The following is an 18481-nucleotide window of genomic DNA, read 5'->3' as shown; positions in this document are numbered from 1 at the left end:
AGTAAATACAATATAAAAAAAAATACAAAGATATTTGTTATTAAGACCCGACAACACTAGTAACATGTATTGGTTTTTCTGTCTCTTCTAATTCTAAATTAGAAAGAATAGTTAAATTTGAAAACACTTTTAATAATATTTGCGATAAATGCATTCTCAATTTATGACTTACTAAAAGTACTATTGGATTATTAAGTAATATTTGACGATCGATAGCTGTTTTTAATTCTTGTAAAAAATAGTTATATAGTCCTGGTTCTATAACATTGTTACCGTTTGCACCATTTTTAAAAGTTTGTAACAAAATACCTTCTAACTTTACACCTAATCCTATAACTTTTAGTTCATCGTTGTCAAAAAATTTTTGGATTATTAATTTTTGTAAACGTAATCTTACTAAACTAGTTAACATCAACGAATCGTTTTTATGAATAGCAGAATTAGTTATTAAAGTCTCTAAAATAGTTTGCATATCACGAATAGGAACATGCTCAAATAACAAATTTTGAATAACTTTGTGAAAAATTGTTAAGTTTATTGAATTTGGAATTAAATCTTCTACTAATTTCGGAAAATATTTGTTGACATGATCTAACAATTGTTGGGCTTCCTGTCTTCCAAATAATTTACTAGAATTACGTAAAATAATCTGATTTAGATGAGTAGGAATTATAGAATTGTCTTGAATAATATTGTATCCTTTTCGTTTCGCTTGATCTATTAAAGATCGATCAATCCAAAACGATTTAAAATTAAAAACAGGTTCAAGAATTTCTTCTGCTGTTAATGCATCTAACATATTTTTTGAATCAATAGCTAAAAATTTACCACATCTTATAAAACCTCTACCTATTTCAATTCCTTTAATTAATATTCTATAATCTTCTTGAGATAAATTAAAATTATTTCTAACATGAACTAACGGAGGTAAAAACCCAATTTCCTTAGCACATTTTTTCCTTACATTTCGAATTTTGTGAAAGAAATCGTCTTTTACATTATCATTATTCTTAATTATAGTTACGAGTTTACTACCTAACTCAATTCCTAATGAATCTTCCAATTGTACATCGTTCCAAGTAGCATCTTTATCATCAGAAATATTTACTGTGTCATGATTTAAAATAGATTTTTTAAACTTTGGAGGATTGTTATATAACAACCAAGATAATGCAAATAATAAACTTGTAAATAATAAAAATATAAGATTTGGCATACCAGGAACTAATCCAAGAATACCTAGAACAATACCACTTAACAATATAACTTTATGATTGTTAAATAATTGACCAATCATTTGCTCACTAACATTTTGTTTAGTACTAACACGAGTAACGATAACTCCAGAAGCGGTAGAAATGACTAAAGCAGGAATTTGAGCTACTAATCCATCTCCGATAGTTAATATAGTATAAAACTCTGCAGCTTTGGTAAATAACATTTTATGCTGAAATATACCAACAATTAATCCTCCTATAATGTTTATCACCATAATTAGTATTCCTGCTATAGCATCCCCTCTAACAAATTTGCTCGCTCCGTCCATAGAACCGTAAAAATCAGCTTCTTGCGTAATTTCCAGCCTACGATTTTTAGCTTGTGTTTCTCCAATTAATCCTGCGTTTAAATCAGCATCAATTGCCATTTGCTTGCCCGGCATTCCATCTAATATAAATCTAGCTCCTACCTCTGCAATGCGGCCGGCTCCTTTAGTAATTACCATAAAGTTTATAATAACTAAAATAACAAATACAACAATTCCAATTGCAAAATTTCCACCAACTAAAAAATGACCAAAAGCTTGTATCACATTTCCAGCAGAATAAGAACCCATATGTCCATATAATAAAATAATTCTTGTAGATGCAATATTTAAAGCTAATCGCAATAAAGTAGAAAATAACAAAATAATAGGAAATGCAGTAAATTCTAATGTGTGAGTAGTAAACATTGAAACTAATAATATTATAATTGACAAGGCTATGTTAAAAGTAAAAAGTAAATCTAGTATAAACGGAGCTAATGGCAAAACCATCATTGATAAAATAATTAAAATCAAGAAAGGACCAGCTAATATTTGCCATTGAACCAATTTTAACTTTTTTAAAACATTTGACAATGATAAAATATTAATCATAAATCTTTGTCCTCTTTTAAAGTACGTAATTCTAAAGGAATAAAAAAATTGTGAGGTTGTTCAGGGAAAATTCCACCTTCTTTTTTCCAAATTCTAATTTTCCAAACCCACGCTAATACTTCTGCAACAGCTGCATATAGTGTACTAGGTACATATTGACCAATATCTGTGTAAAGATACAAAGTACGTGCTAATGAAGATGAAAAAAGAACAGGAATAGAATGTTCATTGCCTATCTTACGAATTTTTAATGCTAATTTACCAGATCCTTTTGCTAATATTTTTGGAGCACTCATACTATTCTCTTTATATTGAAGAGCAACTGCATAGTGAGAAGGATTTACAATAATTACATCAGATTCTGATACATTGGATATCATACGCCGACGCATTACTTCTCGCATAGTTCTACGAATACGAGATTTAACGTTAGGATCCCCTTCTGTTGTTTTAAATTCATCACGAACTTCTTTTCGAGTCATTCGTAGCTTTTTATAATAGTTAAATCTTTCCCAAAATATATCAAAAAGCACAATAGGAATTATTGTAATTAAAATAGTTAGAACACATGAAAAAATTGCAAAAAAATTTTTTTTTAATACAAAAGAAATACTACTTCCTATAAGTTTTAAAGAAGTTGAAAAACTTTGTAACATGTAAAAATATGAAATACAACTAACTAAAAAAATTTTAAATATTGTTTTAAAAAATTCTACAAAAATTTGATTGGAAAATATTTTTTTTAATCCCTGCAAAGGATTTAATTTCTTAAAATCAAAATGTAATGATTTAATATAAAAATTGTAGTTACTGCATACTATTGACAAAAATATAGTCAAAAACATAGGAAAAAAAATAATTTTTAATATATTCCAAATATCATAGTTTACTGAAAAAATTGTATTCACATTAAATATATTTTTATTATGAATAACAGAACTATTAAAAACTAAACCAGAACGCATAATTTTTTCAAATAACACTACAATATCTTGTTTATTAAACCAAAAAATCATTAATGAAATGATTAAAATTAATAATGAATTTAGCTCTCGAGAAAATCGATTGTTTCCTTCTTTTTTAGCTTTTTTTAAACGATAACTAGTTGGATTCTCGGTTTTTTCTTCGTGATTATTATCATCCACACAAATCGCCCTTTATTATCAAAAAACTTTGTTTATAAAATACACATCTTTACTATAATTATAGTAAAATTTTTATTACAATAAAATTAATTAAAAACATACTATTTTAAAATTCTATTATTTCTAATATATCAATATTAGAAAAAAATATACAAAATACTACAAATCTTACAATCTATACTAATATATTTATTACAAATGATGTTTAGTTTAAGAGAAAAAACATATGCGTGCTAAAAAATATTTATTCTCAACACTTAGAGAAAATCCCCATTATGCAGATAGTATTAGTCATAAACTAATGATACGAGCAGGAATTATTAGACAAAGCTCCTCTGGTATATACACCTGGTTACCTACTGGATTACGTATACTTAAAAACATAAAAAAAATAATAAAATCAGAAATGCAAAAAATAAACGCATTAGAAGTTCAAATGCCTATGTTACAATCTGAAAACTTGTGGAAATTAAGTGATCGTAAAAAAACATATGGAGCAGAATTGTTTAAAATATCTGACCGTAAAAATAATAATTTTGTTCTAGGACCTACTCATGAAGAAATTATAACAAATTTAGTTCGAAACGAATTAAAATCATATAAGCAGCTTCCATTACTATTATACCAAATTCAAACAAAATTTCGAGACGAAATTCGACCACGTTTTGGAGTAATAAGATCTCGAGAATTTATTATGAAAGATGCATATTCTTTTCATATAAGTTCATTATCATTGAATAAGACTTATAACCTAATCAAAAATGTATATAAAAAAATATTTTTAAAGATGAAACTAAATTTTCATATTGTAGAAGCTGATTCCAAAACTATGGGAGGAGTAAAATCACACGAATTTCAAGCATTAAGTTCAAATGGAGAAGATTCAATTGCATTGTCTACTAAATCTAATTATGCTGCAAACATTCAAGTAGCTACTTCTAAAAGAAAAGTTGAAAAGCATACACTAAATCATATAGCAAAAAAAAATTTTTTAAAAACATTACCAGAAATGTCAAATAAGTGTTTTGCATCAAATATGAATACAATTAAAACAATTTTAGTAAAACCAAAAAAAAATACAAATTATGATTTTATAGCTATATTACTTCGAGGAGATCACACCATTAATGAGAGTAAATTATCAAAAATAAAAATTATTTCTTATCCTGTCATATTTGCTTCTAAAATCGAAATTTTAAAATTGACAGGTACTACAGAAAATTTTATAGGACCAATTGGTTTAAATATACCTATCTTAGCTGATTTTTCAGTAATTTCCCTTAAAAATTTTACTATTGGATCAAATGTTACTGGAAAATATTTTAATAATATGAATTGGAATGTAAATTTATCATTTCCTAAAATATTTGATATTAGAAATGTTTTAGAAGGAGATATTAGTCCTGATGGAATTGGAAAATTAAAAATTTTAAAAAGTATTGAAATCGGACATATCTTCCAATTAGGAGAAAAATATTCTAAAACAATGAAAGCGCAAGTACAAGATCATACCGGTTACAAAAAATTTTTAAAAATGGGATGCTATGGAATTGGTGTTACACGTACTGTAGCTGCTATTATTGAGCAAAACAATGATGACAAAGGGATTATTTGGCCTATTTCAGTTGCTCCTTTTAAAATAGCTATTGTTCCCATCAATCTCTATGCATCTAAAATAGTACAAAATGAATCAAAATCCTTATATTATCTTTTTAAAAATAATAATATTTCAGTATTATTGGATGATAGAAATGAACGTTCCGGAAAAATGTTATCCGATATTGAACTTATAGGAATACCTTATATTGTTATAATTAGCGAAAATCTTCTAAAAGAAAACAAAGTAGAATGCAGAAATAGATCTAAAAATACAAAAATAATCGTTTCTAAAGATGATATAATTGCATTAATTCAAGAAGAAATTAAAATATCATAAAAAATGTAAAAATTAATAATACATAATGTCGCTAAATATATAATTTCAAATTGTTATAATCCATAAAATATAAAAAATTTAAAATTAAATATACAAGTTAAATAACTATCTTAAAATACTTACATTTTTTTTGAAAAAACTATTTTACTCATTATAAGCATACGATTATTATTAATTTTATTTATTTTAAAATATCCGAAAACAACAACAATTAACCCATTTTCTAAAATATGCACATATTTTTCTAAAACTTCGCTAAATATTATAATGTCTAAATGAAAAAAATGATCTTCTAATATAAAAACTGCTATTTTTTTATGATTTTTTGTTGTCTTAAACTTTAACATAGTAATCATTCCAAAAACAAAAATGTTTTTATTTACATGTGCATTACTAATTTTTTCTATACGTATACATATAGGATATTGATCTAAAATATACAGATATTTATCAATAGGATGTCCAGTAAGATATATTCCCAAACTTTCTTTTTCCCATTCAAACTTTAAATTTTCAAAGAAAGTAAGTTCTTCGCGAGAAGAATTTCCTATCATTTTTAAGTCTTCTTTTAAAGACCCAAATAATTCTATTTTTCTTAACTTTTTTGAGTTTGCATATTGATGTGCTGATTTAATGATAACATTATAATTGTTTAATAAAACTGACCTTTTCATTCCTAAACAATCTAAACTTCCTGATTTAATTAATTTTTCAATAACTCTTTTGGTCAATATTTTTGAATCAACCAAAACACATAGTTCAAATAATTCAGAAAAAAATCCATTCTGATTCCTAGAAGAAATAATAGCAAAAACTACTGGTTTTCCAATTCCCTTTATAGCTCCTAATCCATATACAATGCTTCCGTGTTTGTCAACTTTAAAATAATAATCACTTTCATTAATACTAGGAGGAACAATATTTAAATTAATTTTTTTACATTCAAGTAACAATGTAACTAGCTTTTTAGTATTATCTATATCAGCGTTCATAGCAGCTGACATAAATTCAGAAGGATAATACAATTTTAGCCATAAAGTTTGATATGATATCAAGGCATAAGCAACAGAATGTGACTTATTAAAAGCATATCCTGCAAAATTTTCTAATAAATCAAAAATATTCATTGCTAATTTAGAATTAATACGATTTTTTTTCGCTCCGGATTTAAACATAATTCTTTGCTTGTTAATTTCCAGTAAATCTTTTTTCTCTATCGCAAGACGTAAGAGATCTGCACTTCCTAGAGTATAGTTTGCTAAAACTTGAGCAATTTTCATAACCTGTTCTTGATATAAAATAATTCCATACGTTGATTCTAAGATAGGTTTTAAAAAAATATGTTGCCATCTTTTATCAGGGTAAGCTATTTCTTCTCTTCCATGTTTTCTATTTATAAAGTTATCTACCATACCTGATTTTAAAGGACCAGGTCGAAATAAAGCTACTAAAGCTACTAAATCTTCAAAGCAATCCGGCCTTAAGCGAAAAATTAAATCTTTCATTCCATAAGATTCTAGCTGAAAAATCCCAACAGTATTAGATAACTGTAAAAAATTGAAACAATTGCTATCCTTTAAAGAAATATCATTTATACTAATTAAACTTTTATTTTTTTTTAATAAATTATTATTTATCATTTTCACAGAATTATGAATTATAGTTAATGTTTTCAAACCAAGAAAATCAAATTTAACTAATCCTATTAGTTCAATGTCTACTTTATCAAATTGAGTTACAGGATTATCACCATTTTCGTCACAATATAACGGAGAAAAATCAGTAATTTTCCCTGGAGAAATTACTAATCCACCAGCATGTTTTCCAACATTTCGTGTTATGCCTTCTAAATTTTTAGAAATATCAATTAATTCTTTTACCTCTTCTTCGGAATTATAAAGTTTTAATAACTCTGATTTTTTAGATAAAGCTTTTTTTAATGTCATTCCAGGATCTAATGGAATTAATTTAGATATACGATGCAAAAATCCATAAGGAAAGCCCAAAACTCGACCTACATCTCTTATAACTGCCTTAGCTGTTAAAGTTCCAAAAGTAATAATTTGAGATACTGATTCTCGTCCATACATTTTTGAAACATGTTCAATAACTTTATCTCGATTGTCCATACAAAAATCGATATCTAAATCTGGCATAACAACGCGTTCTGAATTTAAAAATCTCTCAAATATTAAATCAAATCGTAATGGATCAATCTCAGTGATATTTAAAGAATATGAAACTAAAGATCCAGCACCCGAACCTCTACCTGGACCAACAGGAATGTCATTATTTTTTGACCAATTAATAAATTCCATAACTATTAAAAAATATCCAGGAAAACCCATTTTATTAATAATATCAAGTTCAGAAAATAATCGAGATATGTATTTCTCTTTATTAATGTTACGAATATTTTTATCAGGGAAAATACGTTTCAAACGTTTAGATAATCCAGATTTTGCTTTAGTTACCAAATAATTATTAATTTTATATCCATTTGTTTTAAATTTTGGAAGAAAATGTTTATTAAACTGTAAAACAACATTACACCGTTTTGCTATTTCTACACTATTTTCAAGAGATTCCGGAATATCTGAAAACAATTTAAACATTTCTATTTCGCTTTTTAAAAATTGTTCTTTTGTATAATCGAAATTAGAACTTTGATTAACAATTGTATGTCCCCTACTAATACAAACTCGGATTTTATGAATATAAAAATCATTTTTGTTTAAAAAGCATACTTCATTGGTCGCTACTAAAGGTATTCCTTCTCGTATAGACAAACTTTTTATTTCATCAATATATTCTTCTTCATTCGGCTTTCCAACTCTCGTAATTTCAAAATAAAAAAAATTTTTAAAATATTTATTGTAAAAAGACAAATTTTTATACAACTTTAATTTATTACTTTTTAATATACTAGTTCCAATATCACCAAAACAACCCCCTGAAAGAACAATAACATCTTTGCAGTATTCAGTTAGCCATATTTTTTTTATTGTTACTCCAATTTTTTTATCATATCCATTTTGGTAAGCACGAGATAATAATAAAATTAGATTTTTATATCCTATATTAGTAGATGCTAATAAAGTAATTTTTTCTAATCCATCATATATAGAATATTCACTAGAATACATATTAATATCAATTCCAATAATAGGCTTTATACCTTTTTCAAAAGCTTTCTTGTAAAATTTAATAACACCATATAAATTACTAAAATCCGTAATAGCTATTGCTGGCATATTTAATTCTAATGATCTTTCTACTAATTCCACTGGTTTCGCTAATCCATCAATCATAGAAAAATCACTATGTACTTTAAGATGTACAAATTTTGGATATAACATGAAAATTTTCCAAGTGAAAATATTTTGAAATAGTACAATTTAAATGTGCTTGTATTTATGAATTATACATAAAAGACATTTTTGTATCACATGCAACTATATTATTTACTGATGCAATTCCCTGAAATCGTGTAATATTTTTACGAATAGCAATAATGCTTACACATATTTTTATATTATCACCAGGAAATATTTTTTTTTTAAATTTTGCATAATAGATACTAGAAAAATAAAATAATTTTTCCTTATTTGTAATACAAATACTTTTTCTTATTAAAATACATGCTGTTTGCAAAATGGATTCTAAAATTAAAACTCCAGGAACTATTGGATAACCAGGAAAATGACCTTGAAAAAAATATTCATTTGATTTTACATTTTTCATAGCCACTATATACTTTTTTTTTTATATTTAATAATTTCATCAACAAATAGAAAAGGATAACGATGCGGTAATAATGTTAAAATATCTTTCAATTCTAGTTTACACATTTCAAAACCATATAATGTTTTTATAAAAAATTAATGTTGTAAAAAACTATATAATTAATTTTCTTATAAAAGTAATTTAATTATCTTTTACATAGAGTATCTCAGATAAATGTCTAAAATTCAATTATGACGAATTTCGAAGTTATCTTTGCAAATCTAAGTTATAGAACCAAAGCGACGTTTTCTGTTTATAAATGAAATAACAGCTTTTTCAAAATTTTTTCTATCGAAGTCTGGCCATAATACATTCGTAAAATATAATTCCGAATACGCAATTTGCCAAATAAAAAAATTACTTAAACGATATTCACCACCAGTACGTATTACTAAATCTATAGGAATACAATCGTTCATAGATAAACATTTAGAAATAGAAAACTCATTGATATCCTCAAAAGATAAAAAACCATTTTTCACCTTATATACTATTTTTTTTACTGCTTCGATAATATCCCACTTTCCTCCATAATTTGCTGCAATATTTAGTATAAGACCACTATTATTTAACGTTAATTTTTCTATAAAAAAAATTTTCCTTCTTAAAATAGAACCAAATTTTTTTAAGTCTCCAAGTACTTTTAAACGAATATTATGTTTATTAAAATTTTCAATCTCACTATGTAAACCAAAAAAAAATAATTCCATCAAAACCATAATTTCTAAAAGTGGTCTATTCCAATTTTCGCTACTAAATGCAAATAATGTTAAAACTTTTAATTTATAAAATAAAGAAAAAGATATTGCTTTCCGAACTGCTCTCAATCCTGCTTGATGTCCAAAAATACGTGATTTTCCTTGTTTAGTTGCCCATCTTCCATTACCATCCATTATTATAGCTACATGTTTTGGTAAAATTTTTTTATAATTTTTATCTACAATTAACAATCTTTTTAACAACATAAACTATATTGCATCACCTTTGATTTAATTCATTAACTATTTCGTTTTATTTAACAAAGTTAGAAATTATTTTTTTAACTTGTATTCGAATCATTTTATCCATTTCTAATATTTCATCACATGTTTTAGGATTAGGAAAAACTAATGAATTTAAGGAAGAATCGATAATTTTATAAATATCTGTAAATTTAATCTTTGAACATAAAAATTCAGAAACAGCTATTTCATTAGCAGCATTTAATATTATTGTAGAAGCATGACCACTAGAAAAAGCATGTAATGCTAGTTTTAAACACGGATATTTTTCAAAATTTGGATTTAAAAAAGATAATTTTTTAATCTTTAAAAAATCAAGATGAGGTAAAGAAGAAATTTTACGATATGGCCAAAACAATGCATATGAAATAGATACTCTAATATCATTAATTGACAAATTTGCGATTATACTGCCATCAACATATCTAATCATAGAATGAATAACAGATTGAGGATGAATGACCAATTCTATTTTTATATCATGCGCACAGAACAACAATTTTGCTTCAATATACTCTAATCCCTTATTCATCATAGTAGCAGAATCTACTGAAATTTTTTTTCCCATAGACCAATTCGGATGCTTACAAGCCTGATTAGGAGTAATCTCATTAAACTTATGTATTGGTAAATTTAAAAAAGGACCTCCAGAACCAGTCAAAATTATAGATTTAATTCCACATTTACTAAGTTTCGAAAAACCTATTTTTTTTTGAATATCAATAGGTAACATTTGAAATATTGCGCTATGTTCGCTATCAATAGGAAGCAACACTGAGTTGTAAACTTCTAACTCTTTTATCAATAAATGATTTCCGATAACAAGAGATTCTTTGTTTGCTAACAATATTTTTTTTCCAGATCTAATAGCACATAACGTGGACATAAAACCATCAGCACCAACAATTGCAGCAATTACATAATCTACTGATTTTAAATTAACAAACCTGCAAATTGCGTCATCCCCTGAAAGCACATGAATCTTGAAATTTCGAATCTTAAGTTGAATTTTTAATTCTTTAGCTGCTTGTTCATTTTTTAATGATACCCATTTAGGAGAAAATATTTCACATTGTCTTATCATCATTTTAACATTCTTATTAGCAGACAAAGAAATTACTTTAAATAATTTAGGATATTGATGAATAACTGATAAAACACTAACCCCAACTGATCCTGTAGATCCTAAAATAGCTAAATTTTTCACGACTATTTTCCAAACTATATAGAGAAACTAATAACGTAATATTTTTATTAAAAGACATTAATAATAAAATCTACATAACTATAATGTACTGTATTAAAGTATATTTTGTAAAGTGTATATGAAATAATTACATATTAACTAACTCTTCTTCTTTGTTTTTTAAAATTTTATTTACATTTTCGATATATTGGTTTGTTATATTTTGAATTTCGTTTTGTAAATTCCGTTCTATATCGCTATTAATCAACTTGTTTTTTAAAAAACGTTTTAACTTTTCATTTGCATTACGACGAATATTACGAATACAAACTCTACTTTTTTCTGCAGTATTCTTTGCTAACTTAATATAACTCTTTCGTCGTTCTTCCGTTAAAGCAGGAAATATTATTTTTAAAGAACTTCCAGTAGAAATAGGGGTTAAACCTAAATCAGAATTTATAATAGATTTTTCAACATTTTTTTTAATAGTAATATCAAATAAATTAATTTTTAAAGTGTTAAAATTTTCAACTACTATACTAGATAATTTACATAACTGTGTACTTTTTCCAAGATAATTAACATAAATGGTATCTAAAATTGAAGGAGATACTCTGACCGTGCGCAACGTGTTAAGATAACTTACAAACGTTCTTATGCAATCATCCATTTTTTGTTGTGTAATTTTTTTAATTTCATCCATCATTAAACACCTTTATAATTTTGTAAACTTTGTTTTGAAAAAATATAAATTCTAAAAATTTACATTATAATAATTTTATTAACATTTTTTTACGCTATATTTTTAACAAGAAGATTGAATTAATGTGCCTTCATTTTTCCCTTCTACTATTCTACGTAAAATCCCTGGAATACATATGTTAAAAATACAAATTGGCAATTTGTAATCACGTGCCAATACAAACGCAGATAAATCCATTACCTTTAATTCTCTTCTTAAAACCTCATTATAAGTAATTTTTTTATATAATTTTGAATTATTATTTTTTTTAGGATCACTAGAATAGACTCCATCTACTTGAGTTCCTTTTAAAATAATATCAGCTTTTATCTCTATTGCACGCAAACAAGCAGCTGAATCTGTAGTAAAAAATGGATTTCCTAAACCACCAGAAAATATCACTACATGATTTTTATTTAACAAACGTATTGCCTTTTCAAAATGATATATTTCACACATTGAATTAATTGGAAATGACGACATCAAATGTACATTTACACTACCACGACGCATCACATCATGTAGTACTAATCCATTAATAACAGTTGACAACATCCCAACATTATCAGAAATAACTTTATTAACTCCAAAATTTACTAATTCTTTTCCTCTAAATATATTACCACCACCAATTACAACACCTACTTGTATTCCTAAATTTACAATACTTTTAATTTCACAGACAACACGTTTTAATTCATTTATATCTATTCCAAATTTACTTCTACCTTGAATAGACTCACCGCTTATTTTTATTAGTACACGCTTAAATTTACACGTTATATTATGTTTCTTTTGCATTTAAAAACTCATCAAAAATTAAACTTTAGAAATAAAATACAAAAATGATTATTTTACAAAATTATATGAAGTTATATTTAAGAAATAACAACCGCCATCAGGCGGTTTATTAAAATTTTTATTATCATTTAAAACTAACTTTTTATATATTAACATATTGTATTGTATATTCATTCTCCAACTTCAAATCTAGTAAATTTAACAATATTGATATCATTTTCTAAAATAATATCTCTAACATTTTTTTCAGGATTAAAAATAAAACTTTGACCAAGAAGACATTTTTCGCTAGCAAATTTAAGCATTCTTCCTTTAACTATTTTTTCAACTATAGATTCAGGCTTCTTCGATTTCTTAGCTAATTCTAACTGTATATTATATTCACGTTCTATGACTGTGTTAGGAATAAGATCTGATCTTAAATACTCAGGTTTACTAGCAGCTATGTGCATAGCAAGATTTTTAGAAAGTACTTTATTATTACATAATGTAGTTTTCAGTAATACACCAATGCGATTATGGTGTAAATAACTACTAATATTGTCTCCTTCAAAAATTTCTATTCGACGCAGCACAACATTCTCATTAATTCTAGAAACTAAGTCAACTCTTTGTCTTTTAAAAACGTCCTGTATAAATTTTATATCTTTAACATTTTCAGAGGCAACGTAATTTATTATTTCTTTTCCAAAGGAGAGAAAACAATCTTCTTTTGAAACAAAATCAGTTTCACAATTTAATTCTAACATAGCAGTTCGCATATTGTGAACTTTAATAAATATAGAACCATTAGAAGCAATACACGATTGCTTTCGAGATGCTTTTACTTGTCCAATTTTTCTTAAAAAATCAATAGATTTTTCTATATCTCCTTTTGTTTCTATTAAAGCTTTCTTACAATCAACTATTCCAGCACCAGTTTGAGAACGTAATTTTTTTACTAAAAGCGTTGTGACTGTTTTCATTAAAAATGTCCTTATACATTGTATTCTCTTAAATATTAGATTTTACATTATTTTCCTGGTTTCGAATACGACTGCTCAATATTGCCTTAGATACATAATTTAAATATAAGTCAATTGCTCTAACAGCATCATCATTGCCAGGAATTATAAAATCTACCCCATCAGGATCAGAATTAGTATCTACTATGGAAAAAACTAGAATTCCTAAATTATTAGCTTCCCTTATAGCTATCTTTTCGTGTTCTGCATCTATCACGAACAATGCGTCAGGTAATCCTCCCATATTCTTAATACCGCCTAAACTATTTTCTAGTTTAGAAAGTTCACGCATGCGTAACAAAACTTCTTTTTTAGTTAATTTTTCAAAAGTTCCGTCTTCGGACTGTAGCTCCAAATCTTTCAATCGCTTTATAGACTGACGTACTGTTTTCCAATTTGTTAACATACCACCTAACCAACGATGATTAACATAAAACTGTTCGCATGAAATCGCAGAATCTTTAACAATCTTTCTAGCTGCTCTTTTTGTTCCTACAAATAATATTTTCCCTTTTTTTAATGAAATTTTTCTTAATTCAGATAATGCATAATTAAACATCAAAAGAGTAGTTTCTAAATTTATAATATGCACCTTATTTTTAGATCCAAAAATGAAAGATTTCATTTTTGGATTCCAATATCGAGTTTGATGACCAAAATGCACGCCGGCTTTTAACATAGATTGTATTGATACAGAAAACATAAACACTCCAAAAAAAAACAAAAATCTTAAAAATAATGTAATATATTAACAAAGTTTATGTAATATATACGACATTTTCTGAAAATGTTTCAAAAATATTTTTTTAGAAAAATTAATTTTATTAAAAAATTATGCATATTAAGACAAAGATAAAAAATAAAATATTCAAAAAATTATTGAAAAATCATAAAAATATAAAATAATCAATACACTTTTTAAATCACGACAACTTTTTAAAAAGAAATAAACTATCTTATAATATATACTTTATCTAAAATTGCTTATAACTACATTCATAAATACTAAAATATAAAAAAATTATGATTACTATTCCCATAAAGAAAAAAAATGAAATTGAAAAGATGCGCATAGCAGGAAAACTTGTAGCAGAAGTTTTGGAAATGATCGAACAATATGTAGTTCCTGGGATTTCTACAGGAGAACTAGATTTTATTTGTCATAATTATATAACAAAAATACAAAAAGCTAAACCAGCATGTTTAGGATATAATGGTTTTCCGAAATCTGTTTGTATTTCTGCGAACAATATTGTCTGTCACGGTATTCCTAATAATAACCATATATTAAAAAATGGAGATATAGTTAATATCGATATTGCAATCATTAAAAATAAATATTATGGAGATGCATCCAGAATGTTCTTTGTTGGAAAACCAACGAAATTAGGTAAATTATTATGTGAAACTACACAAGAAAGTTTATACTTATCATTATATAAAATTAAACCTGGAATACAAATAAATCAAATTGGAAAAACAATACAAAAATATATAGAAGAACAAAACTTCTCTATAGTAAGAGAATATTGTGGACACGGAATTGGAAGTAAATTTCACGAAGAACCTCAAATACTACATCACAATTATTACGATAGCGAAAAAATTGTACTACAATCTGGTATGACATTTACAATAGAACCAATTATAAATGCAGGAAGACCTGAAGTTCACTGTATGAACGACGGATGGACAATTAAAACGAAAGACAACAGTCTATCAGCTCAATATGAGCATACTATCTTAATAAATGAAGAAGGATGCGAAATACTCACAATACAAAAAACAGAAAAAATACCAAAAATACTAAAAAATTTATATTAAATTTTATAAAAAATATTATCTTATTTTAAAAATATTAAATACAAATTTATAAAATACAACTTTTATTTCTAAAAATAAATAGAATCCAAAAATTTCCATGAAAAACTTAAAAAAAATAATTGAGAATGCATTTGAAAATAAAAACAATATTAACTCTAATACAATTGATAAGACTACAATTGATTCTATTCGTCAAGTAATAGAAATGTTAAATCAAGGAATTTTAAGAGTATCAGAAAAAATAGAAAATAATTGGCATACTCATCAATGGATAAAAAAAGCTATTTTACTTTATTTTTGTATACAAAAAAATAATGTAATTAAAAGCAATGAAACAAAATATTATGACAAAATAAAATTAAAATATTCAAAATACCAAGAAGAGCATTTTATTAGAGATGAAACTAGAATAGTACCTCCAACATCAGTTCGATATGGTTCTTACATTGGAAAAAATACGATTTTAATGCCTTCTTTCATAAATATAGGAGCATATGTTGATGAAGGTACTATGATAGATACATGGGCTACTGTTGGATCTTGCGCTCAAATAGGAAAAAATGTACATTTATCAGGTGGAGTAGGAATAGGAGGTGTCCTAGAACCTTTACAGAATAATCCAACAATAATTGAAGACAATTGCTTCATTGGAGCTCGATCAGAAATTGTTGAAGGAGTAATCGTAGAATCTGGGTCGGTAATCTCTATGGGAGTATATATTGGGCAAAGCACTAAAATTTATAATAGAATTAACAACACTATTTCTTATGGAAGAATTCCAAAAAAATCCGTAGTTGTTCCAGGTAGTTTGCCATCTGAAAATAAAAATTATAATTTGTATTGTGCAATTATCGTAAAACGCGTAGACGAACAAACGTTAAAAAAAACTAAAATTAATAAAACTTTAAGATCTTCTGATTGATTGTATCAAAAATATTTTTTTTGAATTTTAAAAACATTTAAAAATTTTAAAATATAAAATCCTACCTAAAAATATTTTTACTATTTTCTAGGTAGGAAAATTCATTAATCTTGAGTCAACAAATATACAATTTCAGAACCTCTCCTAACTTTAAACACTAATATTTCTGGATTAGAACTAAGTAATTTTTTGAAATCATCTAAGCATGTTATAATACATTTATTAGCACCAACTATAACATCATTATTTTTAAAACCTATACGAAAAGCCGCTGTATCTTTTATGACATTTTCAACGTAGATTCCTTTTTTGTGACTATTAAAATAAAAATCACTTAATTCAGCACCTTCAATTGCTAAATGTAAATTTATAGACTCAACTTTATTTTTAGTTCTAAGTTTTAGTTCTACTTTTACAATCTTAAAATACCCATCTCTTAATAACCCTAGTTCCATGCTTGTATTAGCTGGCAAGGCAGCTATTTCTGCACGTAATGATAAAAAATCAAAAATAGGTTTTTTATTTAAAGAAATAATAACATCTCCCGGCTTAATTCCTGCAATATCAGCTGAAGACTTCGAAACGACTCTACTAACAAAAGCACCTCTATGAATGTGAAGTCGCATAGCTTTTGCTAAATCAGAACTTAATTCTACACCTGTGATACCTAACTCATTACGATAAACTTGACCATGTGCTATCATTTGATTAGTTAAGCTTGTAACTACATTTGATGGAATTGCAAATCCTATTCCTACATTTCCGCTATCCGGAGTTAAAATTGCTGTATTAATTCCAATTAATTCACCCTTTAAATTGACTAATGCACCCCCAGAATTTCCTCTATTAATAGCCGCGTCAGTCTGAATAAAATTTTCATAATTTTCAACATTCAATCCGTTGCGATTTAAAGCAGAAACAATTCCAGACGTAACAGTCTCTCCTAATCCATAAGGATTACCAATAGCAATAACAGAGTCCCCTACTCGCAACAAATTTGAATCAGAAATTTTAATTTCTTTTAAATTTTTAACTTCTTCTAATTGAATTAAAGCAATATCAAAACGCGAATCTTTTCCAACTATTTTAGCATTATATCGATGTCCGTTACTCAACTGAACTTGTATTTTAGTAGCATTATTAATTACATGATTATTAGTAACTACATATCCCTTTTTAGCATTTATAATAACTCCTGATCCTAATGCATGAAATCTTTCCTGTAAAGAATTCTTTTGATACGTTGTTTGATAACGTTGAAATTTTTTAAGAAAAACATTTTTTTTACAAAGTAAATTATTATTTTTACAAAAAGATTGAAACTGATATGGCGAATAAACCTGTTGAACAATAGTATTTCCTTCAATATCTATACTAACTACAGAAGGTAAAACCTCTTCTAACATAGATGCTAAACCAAAATTCGTAGATTCCAAATTCGAAACATTATTTCTAAAAACTGGATTTTTCCATGAAAATCCAAAAATTAGTAATAAAATAGAAAATGTAGAAATTATTCGTAGTATTAGCGTCATACTTTTTACTCGTTCTCACTTTAAAATTAAAATTGATTATTATAAAATTAACACTAAGTTTTTTGAGTTAAAAATTATTAAAATGATGCATTTAATTATGAAAATAAAAAACACCAAAAAATTTAACAGAATAATTCCGAATTATAAAACGTTTTTCATTTAACGTATACTATGCATTTAAAATATATAAAAATAACACAAATGTATAAAATATGAAATTTAAGTTGTTTTTTTTAAATGTATATCTATAATTTAAATTGATATAAAAATATAATTTATGTTCTAAAAAATTAGTCTACACATTATGATAAAGGAAAACTGTTAATATTACATTTCTTAAAACTTATAATTTAACGATTTTAAAAATAACGATTTAAAAAAAACTATAAAAAACATGTTAACAAATAAAATCTCATTAAATTATTGAGATCGTTATATTTTACAACATACATTAAAAGAATA

At 25.8% G+C, this 18481-nt stretch carries 14 protein-coding genes; 3 read left to right on the top strand and 11 right to left on the bottom strand.

Features of this window, described 5'->3' with window-relative positions:
* Positions 1 to 40 precede the first annotated feature (40 nt).
* Together flhA and flhB are read right to left on the bottom strand one after the other, a co-directional pair.
* Positions 41 to 2137: a flagellar biosynthesis protein FlhA gene (flhA, locus tag XW81_RS01140; RefSeq protein ID WP_075474103.1), complete on the bottom strand. Its 2097-nt coding sequence runs from the start codon at positions 2135 to 2137 to the stop codon at positions 41 to 43.
* On the bottom strand, positions 2134 to 3282 hold the full coding sequence (gene flhB / locus XW81_RS01135; RefSeq protein ID WP_075474101.1) for a flagellar biosynthesis protein FlhB: 1149 nt from the start codon (positions 3280 to 3282) through the stop codon (positions 2134 to 2136). Before flhB ends, flhA begins: the two co-directional genes overlap by 4 nt.
* Before the next feature lie 226 nt (positions 3283 to 3508).
* Between flhB and XW81_RS01130 the strand changes: the two genes are divergently transcribed.
* Entirely contained in the window at positions 3509 to 5218 is a 1710-nt protein-coding gene (locus XW81_RS01130; protein ID WP_075474099.1) for a proline--tRNA ligase, read from the top strand.
* A gap of 119 nt (positions 5219 to 5337) precedes the next feature.
* On the opposite strand, the gene dnaE is transcribed toward XW81_RS01130, so the two are convergent.
* From dnaE to rpsB, 8 genes are all read right to left on the bottom strand, one after another.
* Positions 5338 to 8577 (bottom strand): DNA polymerase III subunit alpha, encoded by a 3240-nt coding sequence (dnaE, locus tag XW81_RS01125; protein WP_075474098.1) that lies wholly within the window; start codon positions 8575 to 8577, stop codon positions 5338 to 5340.
* A gap of 55 nt (positions 8578 to 8632) precedes the next feature.
* The gene (locus XW81_RS01120; protein WP_228860890.1) at positions 8633 to 8962 is read right to left on the bottom strand and encodes a hypothetical protein; all 330 of its coding nucleotides are present in this window, start codon (positions 8960 to 8962) and stop codon (positions 8633 to 8635) included.
* A 263-nt stretch (positions 8963 to 9225) separates the two neighbouring features.
* Positions 9226 to 9969 (bottom strand): polyprenyl diphosphate synthase, encoded by a 744-nt coding sequence (gene uppS, locus XW81_RS01115; RefSeq protein WP_075474096.1) that lies wholly within the window; start codon positions 9967 to 9969, stop codon positions 9226 to 9228.
* 46 nt (positions 9970 to 10015) lie between these two features.
* Entirely contained in the window at positions 10016 to 11212 is a 1197-nt protein-coding gene (ispC, locus tag XW81_RS01110; RefSeq protein WP_075474094.1) for a 1-deoxy-D-xylulose-5-phosphate reductoisomerase, read from the bottom strand.
* A 127-nt stretch (positions 11213 to 11339) separates the two neighbouring features.
* A complete protein-coding gene (gene frr / locus XW81_RS01105; protein WP_075474092.1) occupies positions 11340 to 11897 on the bottom strand; it encodes a ribosome recycling factor in 558 nt (185 codons plus the stop codon).
* A 99-nt stretch (positions 11898 to 11996) separates the two neighbouring features.
* A complete protein-coding gene (gene pyrH, locus XW81_RS01100) occupies positions 11997 to 12734 on the bottom strand; it encodes a UMP kinase (protein ID WP_075474090.1) in 738 nt (245 codons plus the stop codon).
* A gap of 170 nt (positions 12735 to 12904) precedes the next feature.
* Positions 12905 to 13699, bottom strand: coding sequence for a translation elongation factor Ts (gene tsf, locus XW81_RS01095; protein WP_075474088.1), 795 nt, complete (start codon positions 13697 to 13699; stop codon positions 12905 to 12907).
* Between the two features lie 28 nt (positions 13700 to 13727).
* The gene (gene rpsB / locus XW81_RS01090; RefSeq protein WP_075474086.1) at positions 13728 to 14441 is read right to left on the bottom strand and encodes a 30S ribosomal protein S2; all 714 of its coding nucleotides are present in this window, start codon (positions 14439 to 14441) and stop codon (positions 13728 to 13730) included.
* Positions 14442 to 14764: 323 nt separating this feature from the next.
* Between rpsB and map the strand changes: the two genes are divergently transcribed.
* Together map and dapD are read left to right on the top strand one after the other, a co-directional pair.
* Entirely contained in the window at positions 14765 to 15562 is a 798-nt protein-coding gene (gene map / locus XW81_RS01085; RefSeq protein WP_075474428.1) for a type I methionyl aminopeptidase, read from the top strand.
* A 97-nt stretch (positions 15563 to 15659) separates the two neighbouring features.
* Positions 15660 to 16484, top strand: a complete 825-nt coding sequence (dapD, locus tag XW81_RS01080) for a 2,3,4,5-tetrahydropyridine-2,6-dicarboxylate N-succinyltransferase (protein WP_075474084.1) — start codon at positions 15660 to 15662, stop codon at positions 16482 to 16484.
* A 104-nt stretch (positions 16485 to 16588) separates the two neighbouring features.
* Here dapD and XW81_RS01075 read toward each other — a convergent pair whose 3' ends face one another.
* On the bottom strand, positions 16589 to 18019 hold the full coding sequence (locus tag XW81_RS01075; RefSeq protein ID WP_075474082.1) for a Do family serine endopeptidase: 1431 nt from the start codon (positions 18017 to 18019) through the stop codon (positions 16589 to 16591).
* Positions 18020 to 18481: the final 462 nt, after the last annotated feature.

The sequence above is a fragment of the Buchnera aphidicola (Schlechtendalia chinensis) genome (assembly GCF_001648115.1).
Taxonomy (GTDB): Bacteria; Pseudomonadota; Gammaproteobacteria; order Enterobacterales; family Enterobacteriaceae; genus Buchnera_B; species Buchnera_B aphidicola_N.
The sequence above is the reverse complement of the archived record's forward strand: the minus strand, read 5'-3'. Positions and strand labels throughout refer to the sequence as shown.